This is a genomic window from Thiocapsa sp., from assembly GCF_035467215.1.
GTDB lineage: Bacteria > Pseudomonadota > Gammaproteobacteria > Chromatiales > Chromatiaceae > Thiocapsa.
Genome location: NZ_DATITZ010000159.1, coordinates 1 through 13,214 on the forward strand (window position 1 = coordinate 1; position 13,214 = coordinate 13,214).

The window sequence follows — 13,214 nt, forward strand, 5'->3', positions numbered from 1 at the left end:
AAGTGGAGCGCCGGGTTAGCCGCTTGGGTTCTCTTGGTCCGGCCCCCCGGTAGTCCGCCGATGGGGCCGGGATCTTGTTGCGTCAGGATTCCGGGATTTCCCAGAAATCCTCCGCGACCGTTCCCGTGAGAACGTCTTCAAACGTGATCTTGTAGTAAACGAACTGCACCGTTTCGCGCGCCACGTTGTCGGTTGGCCCCGCGCCGCTCACCGCGAGATCGACGATCCGCGGTTGGGTCAGTGTGATCCGGAAGTAGAGCTGCTTTGCCTTTCGTGTGGTCACCCGGTAGAAGGAGCACTCCACGGCCGCCAGGGTTCGATTCCCGACCAGGCGGGCTACGCAGCGTCATTTCCTTTTCCACCACGCACATAAGGATCTGCACATCAGCGTTGAGGTTGTCCGGACATCCGTTGAACCGCGAGAGTCGCTGATTCCCTCCCGACCATCGCATTCAACCACCGCTCCCCTTCCCTCCCCGCCCGCCGATCCCCGGTGACCCAGGTCTCGAGCACCTCAAGCGCCGGTACGGTGCCGACCAGCGCCACGAGTTCCTCCTCGTCCAGATCCGTGAACCGCCGCCCCCCATGCTCACGCTCCCCTGCCCCGTACTTGAACGAGGCATAGAGCACCCCGTCGGACTTGAGCGCACGTTCGAGACGCCGCAGCACCTCGGGCAGCTCCGCCATCGGCACATGCAACAAACTCGCGCAGGCCCAGATACCGTCGAAGCAGCCCTCCCAGTCGACCGCCTGGAAGCGTCGGACCTCGACCGGCAACCCGCAATGCGCCGAGGCCATCCGTGCCAACGTCGGCGACGCCTCGAACGCGGTAACGGCATAGCCCAGCCGCCGAAACGCTAGCGCATCGCGCCCGGACCCGCTCCCGGCATCGAGAATGTACCCGCCGGGCGGGACGCGGGCGAGGAACCTGGCGTACAGCGGGGCCATGTCGACGGCTACGGTCTCGGCGAAGAAGGTCTCGGCTTGGTCTTCGTAGTAGGCGAGGGTCGGGTCGTTTGCAGGCGTGGCGCGGGTCATGGCAGATCCTTCGGGTCGGTGGTCTCGGTCGGCGTGGCGGGCGTTGGCTTCAAGCGCAGACGCTCGACGGCAAGGCCGCGCTCCTGCAAGTCCTCGATCATGGCCGGTGGCCCCGCCACGCGGCAGCGCTCATCGTGACACATCCGGTGATGCGGCATCGCCGGGGGAGTATCGCCGCAGCACCCATTCGGAATCGGCAATCACGCCGCTGGCGCGCCCCTGCCCGGACCCCGCCGCCCTGCGCGCGGCCTTCCGCATCGAGGTCGCCCGGCGCCGGGGCAACGGCACTATCAGCCTGGCCGGCATCCGCCTGGAGATCTCCGCGCGCTACCGCGCCCTGGAGACGGTGCATCCCGGCGATGAAGACGCGACTGCTCGCCCTCTACGCCCTGAAATGGCATTCCTTCTCCTGGGAACTGCCGTTCAATGCCCTCTGCATCCACCCGCGCGTGGAGCAATTTCTGTGAATGAGATGCGCGGATGATCATTGCGATTATGAATGAAGTCGCGAGCGCTCTGGTGCGCTGCCGCAGCGCGCGGCCTATTCGCGAATCCCTGGCGACACCTATAGCGGCGGGTGCGACGTTCATTCCTGATCTCATCGGGCGCCGCGGAGGGCCTCGGCACCGGGGCTGCCGGGATGCGCGCGCGCGGTGCTGGCCGGCCCCCGGCGAGGGGATTTCGCGAGGCGACGGTGCGACCCCGATCGTTGCGCTATATGGACAGAAGGGGCCGTTTTTCCTTTAACTAACTATATGGACACGCCCCCCCGGATGCGGCGCTATATGGACACGCGGATGTTTTGTCCATATAGCGTTGTGGTGCTCTCCGGGGGGGCTGGTGAAAGTCACTCTCCGACACTTTCGACGCTGGGTGGCAGGGTGCGAAAGTCACTCTCCGACACTTTCGCCGTCGGGCGACGAGCGCGAAAGTCACTCTCCGACACTTTCGACGCACGCCTCGAGCCGCGAAAGTCACTCTCCGACACTTTCGCCGGGCGAGCCGTAACCTATTTTTGATAAGAAACGGGCTTTCGGCGTATTCGATCGCCTGGAATTTCTATTCCGGATCCCCTCCGATAACGTATAGCAAAGGCTATTGGAAGGCAAAAACCTCGTGCATCGCATTTCCGAGCTTTGCGTCGGGAATCGGGTACCTCCGTATCCGGAGTCAGTCGACGAGTCGAGCCCGCGTCCCGGCACATCCGCTCATTCGCGATGCGGGCACAGAAGCCGTTGGGATGTGCTCAAGTCTGATTTCGTTGCAAGATGACTTCGGTGGTCTCGGTCGGCGTGGTCGGCAGTGGCTCCACGTGCAGGCGCTCGACGGCCAAGCCGTGTGCCTGCAAGTCCTCGATCAGGGCATCGAATCCGCCGTCTTTGGAGACGATCCGGTAGGTCGCCTCGGGGGTGCGTGCGACCAACTCCCCGAGATGGAAGGCCAGATGGAAGTCGAGCAGGTTTTTGCCCGTATGGCGCAGCTTGATATAGTGCCCTCGTGCGCCGAGTGCCTGCATTGCAGCGACCAAGTCGAACGGGAGCCGGTTCTGGTGCGCGCCGACGAACACCGTCACATGGATGTCCTCGTCGGCCCAGGTCTCAAGGTGCCGGGGCTGGATGCTCTCGAAGTCGATCAGGATGTGGATCATGTGGCCGGTCCTCCGAGTCCGGCGCATTCGCGGCGAGCGCGTCGATGGTGCGCCGCGACCAAAGGCACGGCGTCAGAGGGCTATAATTCCCCACAGTCATGGGCCTGACACGCCCGCACTTCCAACCGCCGGGCAGAGGACGGCCGATGACCGACAGCACGCAGCGCATGAGCGAACGGGAGGCGATTGCCATCGTAGGCGAGCTCGGCGAGATCGTGCGCTCCGCAAGCGCGGCTCGGATCATGTCGGCGTTCAGTGCGCTGGCGGCGCTCGATGCCTATTGGATCGAACGGCGTGCAAGTACGATCATCGACGGGCTCGACCCGGATCTCCTTGACGACGGGGGGATGGGGGTCGCGGGCCTGCTGCATCGGGCCACGATGGACACCTTCATGGCCAGCCTCTTCGAGTGCGTGGAGGATAAGTGTCCCGACATCGAGCCCTCGGTCGAGCACGACATCCCGACCTGGATCGAGGCGAATGCCCCGTTGGTGATCTCGGCGAACATCCGCATCATGGAGGCCGCGTTGCCGGCCGATGATCCGCAGGCGCACAGGTCCCTGATCGAGTTTCATCGGCTGGTTGATCTCGATGCCTGCGAGACGGAGCTTGCGCGCGTTCTGCTGGGGGTCTGGTCGGACATCGAGACCAAGATCCGTGCCCGGCTTGCGCTGCCCGAGTCTGTCTGAACCGGGTCTTACCGCCTCGCTCAAGGATTGCGCGTGCCCTCTTCCGAGTCCCCTACCCTCTCACCATCGCTTCCAGCCGGCGACGGGCTGAACGTCGCGGCACTCGCCGGGCTCTTTCGCCACACCACGAACTCCTACAAGTTCGTCTTCTTCCTCGCCCTGCTCGACCTGCTCAAGCGCCATCGCTTCGATGCCGAGCGGCACTACACCTATGCCGAGATCACGCTCGAGATGCTCTCGCTGGCGTGGTTTCCGCACACCTATTTCAAGCTGTCGTTCGGGGCGCAGGACACCATCGCGAAGAAGCTCGATGCGCTGGATCTGGGGCTGGACGAGGGCGCCAACCTGTTCGCCAACGATCGGCGTGCCCTGCGCGGTGCACTGGCCGCGGTCGACCTGAAGGACGCGGCGCGTCTGATGGATTTCGTGCCCTACCGCTTGCAGATCCCGTTTCTGGAGTCGCAGCTGCGCGGGGTCGACAAAGGTGCCTGGATGGTCTTCGAGAAGGCCATGCCGGCGATCGCCAATGCGCATTTCGAGACGGTCCGGCCGCTCTACCGCTACGACAGCGACGAGTGGAAAGACTGTGCCGCCGTCGCCTGGCATTCCGACTGGGTCGCCTACTTGGAGCGGCACTTCCCGATCATCCATGGCTGGGCAGCTTGGCACTGGCTCGGCTACATGCAGAAACGCAATCCGACCACGCCGGGGTTGTCGAACAAGCTCTTCCCGCCGGTGAAGCGTGATGCGCTGAGCAAGCAGACGCGGTATTGGCGCACGATCCTCGCCCATCCCGATCGTCCGGAGCTGCGCTGCATCTACTCCGGCACGATCCTGACAGCGGACGCCTTCGCGCTCGATCACTATCTGCCCTGGTCCTACGTCGCGCATGATCAGCTCTGGAATCTGATCCCGGCGCCGGCGGCGGTGAACTCGGCGAAGTCGAACCATCTGCCGAGTCCGGATTACTTTCGGGACTTCGTCGCGCTGCAACATCGCGGTCTGGTGACCGCGAGCCGGATCATGCCAAAGACGACCTTCGAGAAGCTCACCGAGGACCATCTGGCCGATCTTCACCTGTCGTCTTCCGCGGCGCTGCTGGATATCGAGCAGCTCTCGCGCGCCTACGAGCAGAACATCGGCCCCTTGATCACGCTTGCGACCAACCAGGGCTTTACCCCGGACTGGCAATACACCCAACGAGACATCTGATTCCATGGACCCCATGCTAGACCCCGCCATCATGGCCCTGCCGCATCCGGTGCGCGTCGATGCCGCCGTCGGCAAACACGTCGACACGGTCATGTTCGAGAATCTCGGAGTCATGGCCGGCCTGCGCCCCTACCTTACCGACCGGCATGCAACCTCCGAGTGGATCCTCAACAACGTCCCCGGCATGCGCGAGATCGCCATCGCCCATTTCGGCCTCATCGGCAATGCCAACATGGGGAGCTTTCTGCTGACGATCGTCCGGGCCAGGTTGCGTGCCCACGGGGATCCGATCCTGAAGGTGGCCCCGACGCTGCAATCCATGCTGGCCGAGACAGACCTCGCGGAGGGTCTACCCGCGCACTATTTCCGCAGTCCCTATACCCTTGTGTTCATCGAGCTGGCCCGGCCGAATCCGTTGCAGGTCCCGAATCGTCAGACCGGGCTGCATGCCTGCGAGGGCGCCTACATGGGCGTCTATGAGGTGTCCGCCGGCCACTCCGTCTTCGACCATCCGGCACGCAATCGGGCGCTCAAGCTCGATCCAACCAAGCCGGCGCGCGTCGTCGAGGTCGTCATCATCGGCTCGCCGCTCGGTAAAGCAAACGCCCTCGACGACGCCTCGCAGGACATGATCCTGGTGATCCAGGACGAGGACGAGTGCCTGGCGACCCTGCTCGATCGTCATATCGCCTGGTTCAATAATCCGGCTGCCTATGCGCATCCGGGGATGAGCCCGATGGATCCGAACGAGGTCGCGATGGCGAAGCCGGTGATTTTCGAGCTGGCCAAGGTGCTGCTTTACTTGAACCTCCCCGATGCGGAGAAGCTGAAGGTTACCGAGCGCACGGACCTGGAGACGCGGTTGCGAGGGCTGGGGCCGAAGAAGGCGGCCAAGATCGGGCGCAAGCTGACCACGGCCTATGACCGGATCCTGATCGGGCCGAGTGCGGAACCGGACTGGGCGGGTTCGGGTGCGCCGGGCGGACTGCCGCGCGGGGATGATCGGCATGTGAAGCCGCACTGGCGCCGTGGGCACTTCCGGCGGATTCGCTACGGCGAGGGGCTGGCGGAGAGCCGGCTGGGGTGGATTCAGCCGATACTGGTGAACGCGGCGGAGTTGACCGGGGCGGGCACGGCAGGGGTGAAGACGAAGCCGTATGTGGTGCGGTGATGCGCCCTTTCTGGTTATTCGGTGCGTCGTTCGCCGCCACCGCAGCGATTGTGGTGCGCTACCTTTCTTCGTGTCATCGAACCGTTCGGCCACTGAAAGGACTACCCGATGCTGCTCAGCCACTGCGAACCCCGCTCCACGTCGACCGGATCCCGTCTGGCGATCCTGCTTCTGCTCGCCGGAATGCTCTGCGGTCCTTGGCCTGCGGTCGGGGCGGAGGCCGCTGGGGCCCCTCCAGTCGATGCCTGCGCACTGCTGACCAAGGCGGATGTCGAGGCGGTGTATGGCTTGGTTGTCGGCGAGCCCAACGGCAAGGAGCTGGGTAGCGGGCCGTTTTGGGTGTCGATGTGCAACTACGACAACGCCCATACCGATGCGCCGATGCTCAGTGTCGGGCTCTTGGTCAAACCGCATGGCGTTGTTGACCCGACTCAAGCCTACGCCGCTTACGTGGACGAGTTGCGCCGGGAGCTCGGCGATGTGGCTGTTCCTGTACCGGTCGAGGGTCTTGCCGGACCTGCCGGTTGGGATGCCGATACCGGTCAGCTCACGGTGTTCGTTGGGCCCTACCAAATCATCCTGACAGCTGCCGGGCGGTTTTCCGGAGACCGGCTGAGCTTCGGGAAGCAGATCGCTGAGCGCGTGTCGGGGCGCTTGCCCAAGCCGTAGCAGACGGGCGCGTCGACCGGAAACTTGAGTCGAGCCGGTACGTCTTGATGTCTTACGCCGGAAGTGGAGATGCGCCCATCGAGCATCGGCACGCGACGGATCAAACTGTCGCCATCGGAAAAGAGGGCAACTGAGTCGTGCAAGCGAACCTCTACAGCTATGCCTGCTTTCTGCGCCGGCCGCTGAACACGGCGCGCCACGATCGGTGGAGCTTATGAGACATCACTTCCGTCTTGCGCCGATGACGATCGACGTGCTGGCGCTGACGCTCTTGCTGCTGCTGGTCCCCGTGGTCATCCTGATCGCGATGCTGATGCTCTCGCTGTCCCTGCTTGTTCCATTGCTGTTGATATGTCTCGTTTATGCCTGGGTCTGGCTGCGCTTTCGCCCGCGCGCCTTCATCCTCGACGAGGATGGTCTGGAGGTCGTCTGGCCCCTAAAACGGCGCCGCATCCGCCGTAACCTCATTCGGGAGGCGCGTCTGACCGACCGCCGTGCCTTGCGCCGTGATCTGGGCTGGGGGTTTAGGGTCGGGGCTGGAGGACTCTGGGGCGCGTTCGGCTGGCTCTGGACGCAACGCCGGGGCCCCGTCCAGATGTACGTGTCGCGCAACCGCGATCTGGTCTGGATCGACCTGGGGTCGGAGCGGCCCTGGCTGATCACGCCGGAGCGCCCGGACGAGCTTGTTCGGCTGCTCCAGGGTCAGGATGCCGAGAGCCAGCCCTCGGGATTGCGCCGCTGACCCATCGCCGGCTCGACCTCGTGTGGGCTCCGTCAGGTCCGCAATCACGATCCCCACGACTTCGAACGCTTCGTCCGGGACGCAGGAGGGCCGGGACATCCAGGACCTCGTCGAGTTTGCCGGATCCCAAAACATGTACTATATATAACACATGACATTCGGAGCCTACATCCGCGAGCAGCGCGAGGCCCGCCGTGCGGGTGACAAGGCGTTCTCGCTGCGCCAGGTCGCCCAGCGTATCGGTGTGGAGCCAGCCTATCTGAGCAAGGTCGAGCGCGGCGAGGTGGCGCCGCCGTCCGAGGCAACGATCCGCAAGCTCGCCGTGGATCTCGACGAGGACGTGGATGTTCTGCTGGCGATGGCGGGAAAAGTCTCGTCGGATCTGCAAGCCATCATCCGGGCGCGCCCGCGGCTGTTCGCGGAGGTTCTACGCCAGCTACGGGAGTTTCCGGACGATGCGATCCTGCGGGTGGTCCGGGAAGTAAGAGATGGTGACTGGTAGATCGCTCAAGGGAGTACACACATGATCGAGCTTAAGAACGACCGACTCGAGTTCAGCTTTCCGCACGTCCATCCCAAGGCGGGTTGTCGGATCGATTTCCAGCGCACCCTGCGGATCCCCGACGACAACCGCGACTACCCTCTTCCGCCGGGTTTGGGGCCGTTTCCGTTGCAGCATGTGGATGACTTCAAGGACGCGGTTCCCGCGGACTGGATCCGCCATGGCGGGGTCTTTCTGCCGATGTATCAGGCGGAAGCCTTGTGGATCAACTTCGGCGGGAGCTATCCCTGCGCAGTCAAAATTGCGGCCGGGAAGATCAACGCGGTCACCGGCAAGGCTTGGCGCAATCCGCTGGCGCGCAAGCGACAGGATTACGTGGTGGTGCCGGATCAGCCCTGGCTGGACGGCTTTGCCGTGAGTCGCGGGGTGATCCGCCAGTTTGTCGCGATGCCGCTCGGGGCGGGTTACACCGCCGAGGAGCAGTTGACCGGGACCGGCGAGCACGGCGGCATCCAGATCGTCGTCTATCCGATGAAGGCGGTTGTGTATGAGAAGCTGCGTGCGGCGGAAGCAAGACGGGGCGCTGGGGATGCCCTGATGTGCTGCGATGCGCAGCCCTGCCCATCGATGGGCCTCGCCCCCGGCGGACTGATGCGCCAGGAGATCTACGACGACGACTACGGCGTGGAGGCATGGGATCAGACCGCCGGCTCACGCTGCTTTGTGCATCTGCTGAACAGCCTGGGGTATCTCTCGGTCACCGGGCACCGACCGCCTCAGCCGCCGCCGACGGCCGCGGATTACACGCGTGCCGGCTTGCCGTGGTTCGAGTATTTCGACGCCGAGCGGGAGGCCCTCGAAGGCGCGGCGAAGCTGGCCGGTCTGGACAGTATGGCAGCGATGTCGATCAAGAAGGGCGCCGGGGTGATTGCGGACAACGGGCCGATCGGGAAGCCCACGATCAAGTCGGTCGGGCCGGCGGGTGCGGTGCGCGAGGGGGAGTTTTGAGGGTGACGCGTCATGACAGGCCGCTCGACCGGACGGGCGCGTTGGGCCTGTGCATAGGCTGGCCGCACAAGGCAGATGCTTTCGCTCCGCGGCTCATGTAGGCCGGAGCGCTTCGGGTGAACAACAGGGAGTCGTGATGACCGAACAAGCCGGTGCCGATCCGTCGGACAACGACGACAAACAGGGTCTCGCCCGACTCGCCCAGTTCGAGGACTGCGCCTCGGCGATCGACGGACTCTTTCAGCAGGCGCTGACGACAACCGGTCCCTGCGCCTTCGATGAGTTCCTGAACTTCGTTCGCAGCTTCAAATCCCTCTCGGTCTACAACGCCATGCTGGTGCGGGTCCAGCGACCGGGTGCCGCAGCGGTGGCCAGTCGCCAGGAGTGGCGCAAGCGCGGTCGCTCCGTCCTGGCCGACGCCATCCCGATCGTCCTCCTGCAACCGTTCGGACCGGTGCGCTTCGTCTACGAGGTGAGCGACACGGAGGGTCGCGAGATCCCCGGCGAGAAGGCGTCTTCGCTGTTCGCCGACGGAGAGCTGCCGCAGAAGGTCTACGACAACACCCGCAAGGCGGCCGAGAAGTTCGGGATCACTGTCGTCGAGACCGACCAGTATGGCGCTCTGCTGGCTGGGACGGCGGCCGGCATCGCGGTCCAACCGGCGCTGGATCCTGCCCAAACGGCGATGCCGTTTCGGGTGAAGCTCAACGCCAAGCATGATCTGCCGACGCGCTTTGCGACCCTCGCCCATGAGCTGGGGCACATCTACTGCGGGCACATCGGTCGGGACCGCAAAGGCCGCTGGCCCGACCGCTCCCATCTCCCGGTCGAACTGCACGAGACGGAGGCCGAAGCGGTCGCCTGGCTGGTGTGCCAACGCAACGGGGTTCAGGCGCGATCGAAGGAGTATCTCGGTTTGCTGATCGGCCAGGTCGATCTGGCGCAGGTCAGCCTGTACGCGATTTTCGAGGCGGCGAACCGGGTGGAGTCGCGGACGCAGCCGGTGGAGCGGGCATAGCGACCGGGCTTACCAGGCCGATGCCGACAGCGGTCGGTTGGTCTCGGAACCAGACCATGAGTGATGCGATGACCACCGACGGCCCCCGCGACCTGAACCGCTTCGTTCGGGCGCAGGAGAACGACTATGCCCCTGCCCTCGCCGAGGTCCGCAGCGGACGCAAGCGCACGCACTGGATGTGGTACATCTTCCCGCAGCTCGACGGGCTCGGGTTCAGCGAGACGGCGCGGCGTTATGCGATCCGCAATCTCGACGAGGCGCGGGCGTATCTGGAGCATCCGGTGCTCGGGCCGCGGTTGGTCGAGTGTGCCGAGGCGGTGCTCGCCGTTCAGAGCCGCTCGGCGAGGGAGATCTTCGGGACGCCGGATGATTTGAAGCTGCGCTCGTGTGCGACGCTGTTTGCGGAGGTCTCCCCATCCGATTCGGCGTTCCATCGCCTGATCCAGGTCTATTTCGGCGGCGCGCCGGACGGGCGCACCTTGACCCTGCTCGGGCAGTCCGCCGACCGGGCTTGATCCGCAGCTATACCCTCAGCGCGTCATCCGCACCACCCCCGAGACGATCCCGAGGATCTCGATTTCATCGTGGCGCAGGTAGATGGGGTCCATCTCGGGGTTGGCCGGCTGAAGTCGAATGCCCTCGGCCTCGACGTAGAACCGCTTGAGGGTGACCTGTTCGCCCTTGATCAGTGCCACGACCGTCTCGCCGTTTTCAGCCGTTTCCCGCTTCTCGACGATGATGATGTCGCCGTCTTGGATCTGGTCGTCGGTCATCGAGTGACAGCGCTACCGCAGGGCATAGCTGTCCTTACGCACCATGTTGCGCCGGACCGCAACGCTCGTGCGGTCCTCCGGAGTCTCCACCGGGCCCGGCGGCAACGTAGCCGAGCCAAGGGATCTCCAAGCCAGGACAAGCTCGACGCCCTGAACCGGTCGTCGGCCATCGTTGGCGAGAACATCAGCATCGAGTTCGTCGATAGCGCGCAGCGAGACCGGACACGGCCTGCCTCCGTCTCGAAAACGGTCTTTTTCGGGAGACCGCGGCGGAATGCCGAGTTCCCATCTCGGCGACGAACCCGCCTCAAGGCGTGCGCGAATCCTGTTGACTTGAGGCATGCTCCGGATGGTTGTGCGCTAGACTGAACGCCGTCCTGGATGCGAGATGCACAACTGGCATCCGATGTTTATGAAGCTGCAATCGCCCCTATCGAAGGCGGCTTGGACTTGTTTGGAGTTGACGTGCTTCAAACGACCTTGCGACAAAGACTCTTCAAGGGCCGCCAACCTAAAACACAGTTTTAGACGCACCTTATCAACCTCAAGTCTTCGGCTTCCGGCGCCGGTTAACCTGAACGTTATGCAATGGGAGTGTTGGGTGGAGATAACATGATTAAGGTGCCAAATCATCATTTCGTGGGTGATGGAAAAGGTGGATGGCTCAAGCGGCCTGGGCGGATTAAGATGCGACTCTCCGTGCTTGAGCATGGGCCCTCCGATGCTATCGCAGATGCTGTGATTCAGAAGTCTTCGAGGCTTCAGGGACGGATGTTGCCTCCTGTTAGAGAGCGCTTACGGTATTTCCTTCAAGCCTATTTGGATTTAGAGACGTACCTTAGCACCCCGATGGGCGACGTGCCTGTCCAGGCTGATGGTGCGAAAGTGCGAAATCTTTGGCACTTGTACCTTGTGCGCGGGCGAGAACTGATCGACATCCTTGGATCCGTTGTCCACTTGTGCTTCAATCTCAACGGGCGCCGGAATGGCCTAAATGCTAAGAAATTGGCCCGCTTGAAGGCTGATGCTGCGCAGTTGTCCGGAAAACTGGATGGGATAGAATGCTTGCTTGCCTGCATCGAAGCGCACGAGGAATTGGTCGTTAGCTTCATTGATCTCCGGAACCGAGACAAGGACCGAAACGATACTTTGGTCGAACCCCCTTTTATCTCTGAAACAGGGGATGCGACTGAAGGCGTCCTGGATATGGGTGCGGGGGCTCGTGAGGATTTCGTGAGATATTTGCGGAAGAGTTATCAAGAGATCCTGGGATTCTGCTGTTGTTTTCTTGGGAGCGAAGTGCCTAACTAGGCGCTGCACTCGACGCTAATGGGATGGTCCGCCCCGCTCCTCCAACGAGCCCGTAGCGGGCACAATGAGCGATGTCTATCGAACATCGTCAACCGAGGTAACGGAGCGGACCAATGAGCGAGAATAGCAAAGAGCGGATCGTCACGCTGGTGGGCATCGACCTGGCCAAGAACAGCTTTCACGTGCACGGTGTGGACGCGCAGGGCAAGGCGGTGTTCAGCAAGAAGCTGAGCCGGGCGAAGTTCAGCCCGTTCGTGGCCAACCTGCCGGCCTGCACGGTGGCGATGGAGGCGTGCGGCAGTGCCCACCATTGGGCGCGGCGGTTTCGCACCTTCGGTCACGAGGTGCGGTTGATTGCCCCGCAGTTCGTCAAGCCGTACGTGAAGACGAACAAGAGCGATGCCCGCGATGCCGAGGCGATCGCCGAGGCGGCGCAGCGTCCGGGCATGCGCTTCGTGGCGGTGAAGACGGTGGAGCAGCAGGACGTGCAGGCAATCCACCGCATGCGCAGCCTGACGGTGGAGCGGCGTACCGCGCAGATCAACCAGATCCGCGGGTTGTTGCTGGAATACGGCCTGGAGATCCCGCAGGGCCGCGCGGCCGTTGCCCGACGCCTGCCCGAGATCCTCGAAGAGGCCGAAAACGGCCTGAGCGCGCGTTTTCGCGCGGAGTTGCACGTCCTGGCCGAGGAACTGCGCCACCTCGACGAGCGGGTCGCCTATTACGACACGCAGATCGAGGAGATTGCCCGCAACGACGCCCAAGCACAGCGCCTGATGACGATCCCGGGCATCGGCGCGAAATGCGCGACGGCCTTGTCGGCAGCCGTGGGGGAGGATCCCGGGCTGTTCGGCAACGGGCGCGCACTGGCCGCCTGGCTCGGCTTGGTGCCGCGACAGGACAGCACCGGCGGGCGCGAGCGCCTGCTCGGCATCAGCAAGCGCGGCGACGTCTACCTGCGCCAGCTGTTGATCCACGGGGCGCGCGCGGTGCTGCGGTGGGTCGAGCGCAAGGAGGATCCCGTCAGCCGCTGGGCGACGGCGTTGAAAGCGCGCCGGCACACCAATGTCGCCGTGGTGGCGCTGGCCAACAAGATCGCGCGGGTCGCCTATGCGGTGATGACGAGCGGCAAGCCCTACGACCCGAGCGTCGGCAAGCCGATCCAGGCCGCCTCCTGAGGCCGGCGAGGCACGACCTCACCCGGGATGAACCGCGACCCATCGGTCGCCACAACCGAGTATCGAGTAACGAGTAGCGAGTAACGCGTCACGAGCACCACGAGTTGCGAAGAGTGAACATCACTGTGATGGCATGAAAGGCACGGCCTGCCTCCCCGAAAACCTGGCTTACCCACCAGCCGGCTTTGCCGAGACTGTTAGGCTGATGAGGACGGGAAGGCGCGCGAATTCCATCAGGGCACGAGGATCGGCAAC

The 13,214-nt window shown here is 63.8% G+C and carries 15 protein-coding genes and 1 pseudogene; 12 read left to right on the plus strand and 4 right to left on the minus strand.

What is annotated here, in order from left to right; genetic code table 11:
- Positions 1-82: 82 nt before the first annotated feature.
- Both VLR48_RS08865 and VLR48_RS08870 read right to left on the minus strand, forming a co-directional pair.
- Positions 83-331, minus strand: coding sequence for a type VI secretion system tube protein Hcp (locus VLR48_RS08865; protein WP_325291447.1), 249 nt, complete (start codon positions 329-331; stop codon positions 83-85).
- Between the two features lie 53 nt (positions 332-384).
- Entirely contained in the window at positions 385-1,038 is a 654-nt protein-coding gene (locus tag VLR48_RS08870) for a class I SAM-dependent methyltransferase (protein WP_325291433.1), read from the minus strand.
- A 166-nt stretch (positions 1,039-1,204) separates the two neighbouring features.
- Between VLR48_RS08870 and VLR48_RS20335 the strand changes: the two are divergent.
- Positions 1,205-1,390: pseudogene (locus VLR48_RS20335) on the plus strand (IS481 family transposase); the annotation flags it as partial.
- Between the two features lie 894 nt (positions 1,391-2,284).
- Here VLR48_RS20335 and VLR48_RS08880 read toward each other — a convergent pair.
- Positions 2,285-2,686 carry a PIN domain-containing protein gene (locus tag VLR48_RS08880; protein ID WP_325291434.1) on the minus strand — a complete coding sequence of 134 codons (402 nt, stop codon included), beginning with the start codon at positions 2,684-2,686 and terminating at the stop codon, positions 2,285-2,287.
- A gap of 146 nt (positions 2,687-2,832) precedes the next feature.
- Between VLR48_RS08880 and VLR48_RS08885 the strand changes: the two genes are divergently transcribed.
- The 9 genes from VLR48_RS08885 to VLR48_RS08925 all read left to right on the plus strand — a co-directional run bounded on the left by VLR48_RS08885 (position 2,833) and on the right by VLR48_RS08925 (position 10,212).
- Positions 2,833-3,375, plus strand: coding sequence for a hypothetical protein (locus VLR48_RS08885; RefSeq protein WP_325291435.1), 543 nt, complete (start codon positions 2,833-2,835; stop codon positions 3,373-3,375).
- Positions 3,376-3,408: 33 nt separating this feature from the next.
- Positions 3,409-4,587, plus strand: coding sequence for an HNH endonuclease domain-containing protein (locus VLR48_RS08890; RefSeq protein ID WP_325291436.1), 1,179 nt, complete (start codon positions 3,409-3,411; stop codon positions 4,585-4,587).
- Positions 4,588-4,591: 4 nt separating this feature from the next.
- Positions 4,592-5,758 carry a hypothetical protein gene (locus VLR48_RS08895; RefSeq protein WP_325291437.1) on the plus strand — a complete coding sequence of 389 codons (1,167 nt, stop codon included), beginning with the start codon at positions 4,592-4,594 and terminating at the stop codon, positions 5,756-5,758.
- A gap of 108 nt (positions 5,759-5,866) precedes the next feature.
- Positions 5,867-6,427: a hypothetical protein gene (locus VLR48_RS08900; RefSeq protein WP_325291438.1), complete on the plus strand. Its 561-nt coding sequence runs from the start codon at positions 5,867-5,869 to the stop codon at positions 6,425-6,427.
- A gap of 214 nt (positions 6,428-6,641) precedes the next feature.
- A complete protein-coding gene (locus VLR48_RS08905) occupies positions 6,642-7,169 on the plus strand; it encodes a PH domain-containing protein (RefSeq protein WP_325291439.1) in 528 nt (175 codons plus the stop codon).
- A gap of 151 nt (positions 7,170-7,320) precedes the next feature.
- Positions 7,321-7,671, plus strand: coding sequence for a helix-turn-helix domain-containing protein (locus VLR48_RS08910; RefSeq protein ID WP_325291440.1), 351 nt, complete (start codon positions 7,321-7,323; stop codon positions 7,669-7,671).
- Between the two features lie 21 nt (positions 7,672-7,692).
- Positions 7,693-8,679, plus strand: coding sequence for a hypothetical protein (locus VLR48_RS08915; protein ID WP_325291441.1), 987 nt, complete (start codon positions 7,693-7,695; stop codon positions 8,677-8,679).
- Positions 8,680-8,815: 136 nt separating this feature from the next.
- The gene (locus tag VLR48_RS08920) at positions 8,816-9,697 is read left to right on the plus strand and encodes a hypothetical protein (RefSeq protein WP_325291442.1); all 882 of its coding nucleotides are present in this window, start codon (positions 8,816-8,818) and stop codon (positions 9,695-9,697) included.
- A 56-nt stretch (positions 9,698-9,753) separates the two neighbouring features.
- Positions 9,754-10,212 (plus strand): DUF1810 domain-containing protein, encoded by a 459-nt coding sequence (locus tag VLR48_RS08925; RefSeq protein WP_325291443.1) that lies wholly within the window; start codon positions 9,754-9,756, stop codon positions 10,210-10,212.
- A gap of 15 nt (positions 10,213-10,227) precedes the next feature.
- Here VLR48_RS08925 and VLR48_RS08930 read toward each other — a convergent pair whose 3' ends face one another.
- Positions 10,228-10,470 carry a LexA family protein gene (locus tag VLR48_RS08930; RefSeq protein ID WP_325291444.1) on the minus strand — a complete coding sequence of 81 codons (243 nt, stop codon included), beginning with the start codon at positions 10,468-10,470 and terminating at the stop codon, positions 10,228-10,230.
- Positions 10,471-11,082: 612 nt separating this feature from the next.
- On the opposite strand from VLR48_RS08930, the gene VLR48_RS08935 reads away from it, so the two are divergent.
- A complete protein-coding gene (locus tag VLR48_RS08935; protein ID WP_325291445.1) occupies positions 11,083-11,781 on the plus strand; it encodes a hypothetical protein in 699 nt (232 codons plus the stop codon).
- 113 nt (positions 11,782-11,894) lie between these two features.
- The gene (locus VLR48_RS08940; protein ID WP_325291446.1) at positions 11,895-12,959 is read left to right on the plus strand and encodes an IS110 family transposase; all 1,065 of its coding nucleotides are present in this window, start codon (positions 11,895-11,897) and stop codon (positions 12,957-12,959) included.
- Positions 12,960-13,214 lie beyond the last annotated feature (255 nt).

Excerpts from the sequence above, each read along its gene's own strand:
- VLR48_RS08870 (WP_325291433.1), bottom strand. The coding sequence starts at position 1,038 with ATGACCCGCGCCACGCCTGCAAACGACCCGACCCTCGCCTACTACGAA.
- VLR48_RS08880 (WP_325291434.1), bottom strand. The coding sequence starts at position 2,686 with ATGATCCACATCCTGATCGACTTCGAGAGCATCCAGCCCCGGCACCTT.
- VLR48_RS08885 (WP_325291435.1), top strand. The coding sequence starts at position 2,833 with ATGACCGACAGCACGCAGCGCATGAGCGAACGGGAGGCGATTGCCATC.
- VLR48_RS08895 (WP_325291437.1), top strand. The coding sequence starts at position 4,592 with ATGGACCCCATGCTAGACCCCGCCATCATGGCCCTGCCGCATCCGGTG.
- VLR48_RS08900 (WP_325291438.1), top strand. The coding sequence starts at position 5,867 with ATGCTGCTCAGCCACTGCGAACCCCGCTCCACGTCGACCGGATCCCGT.
- VLR48_RS08905 (WP_325291439.1), top strand. The coding sequence starts at position 6,642 with ATGAGACATCACTTCCGTCTTGCGCCGATGACGATCGACGTGCTGGCG.
- VLR48_RS08910 (WP_325291440.1), top strand. The coding sequence starts at position 7,321 with ATGACATTCGGAGCCTACATCCGCGAGCAGCGCGAGGCCCGCCGTGCG.
- VLR48_RS08915 (WP_325291441.1), top strand. The coding sequence starts at position 7,693 with ATGATCGAGCTTAAGAACGACCGACTCGAGTTCAGCTTTCCGCACGTC.
- VLR48_RS08920 (WP_325291442.1), top strand. The coding sequence starts at position 8,816 with ATGACCGAACAAGCCGGTGCCGATCCGTCGGACAACGACGACAAACAG.
- VLR48_RS08925 (WP_325291443.1), top strand. The coding sequence starts at position 9,754 with ATGAGTGATGCGATGACCACCGACGGCCCCCGCGACCTGAACCGCTTC.
- VLR48_RS08930 (WP_325291444.1), bottom strand. The coding sequence starts at position 10,470 with ATGACCGACGACCAGATCCAAGACGGCGACATCATCATCGTCGAGAAG.
- VLR48_RS08935 (WP_325291445.1), top strand. The coding sequence starts at position 11,083 with ATGATTAAGGTGCCAAATCATCATTTCGTGGGTGATGGAAAAGGTGGA.
- VLR48_RS08940 (WP_325291446.1), top strand. The coding sequence starts at position 11,895 with ATGAGCGAGAATAGCAAAGAGCGGATCGTCACGCTGGTGGGCATCGAC.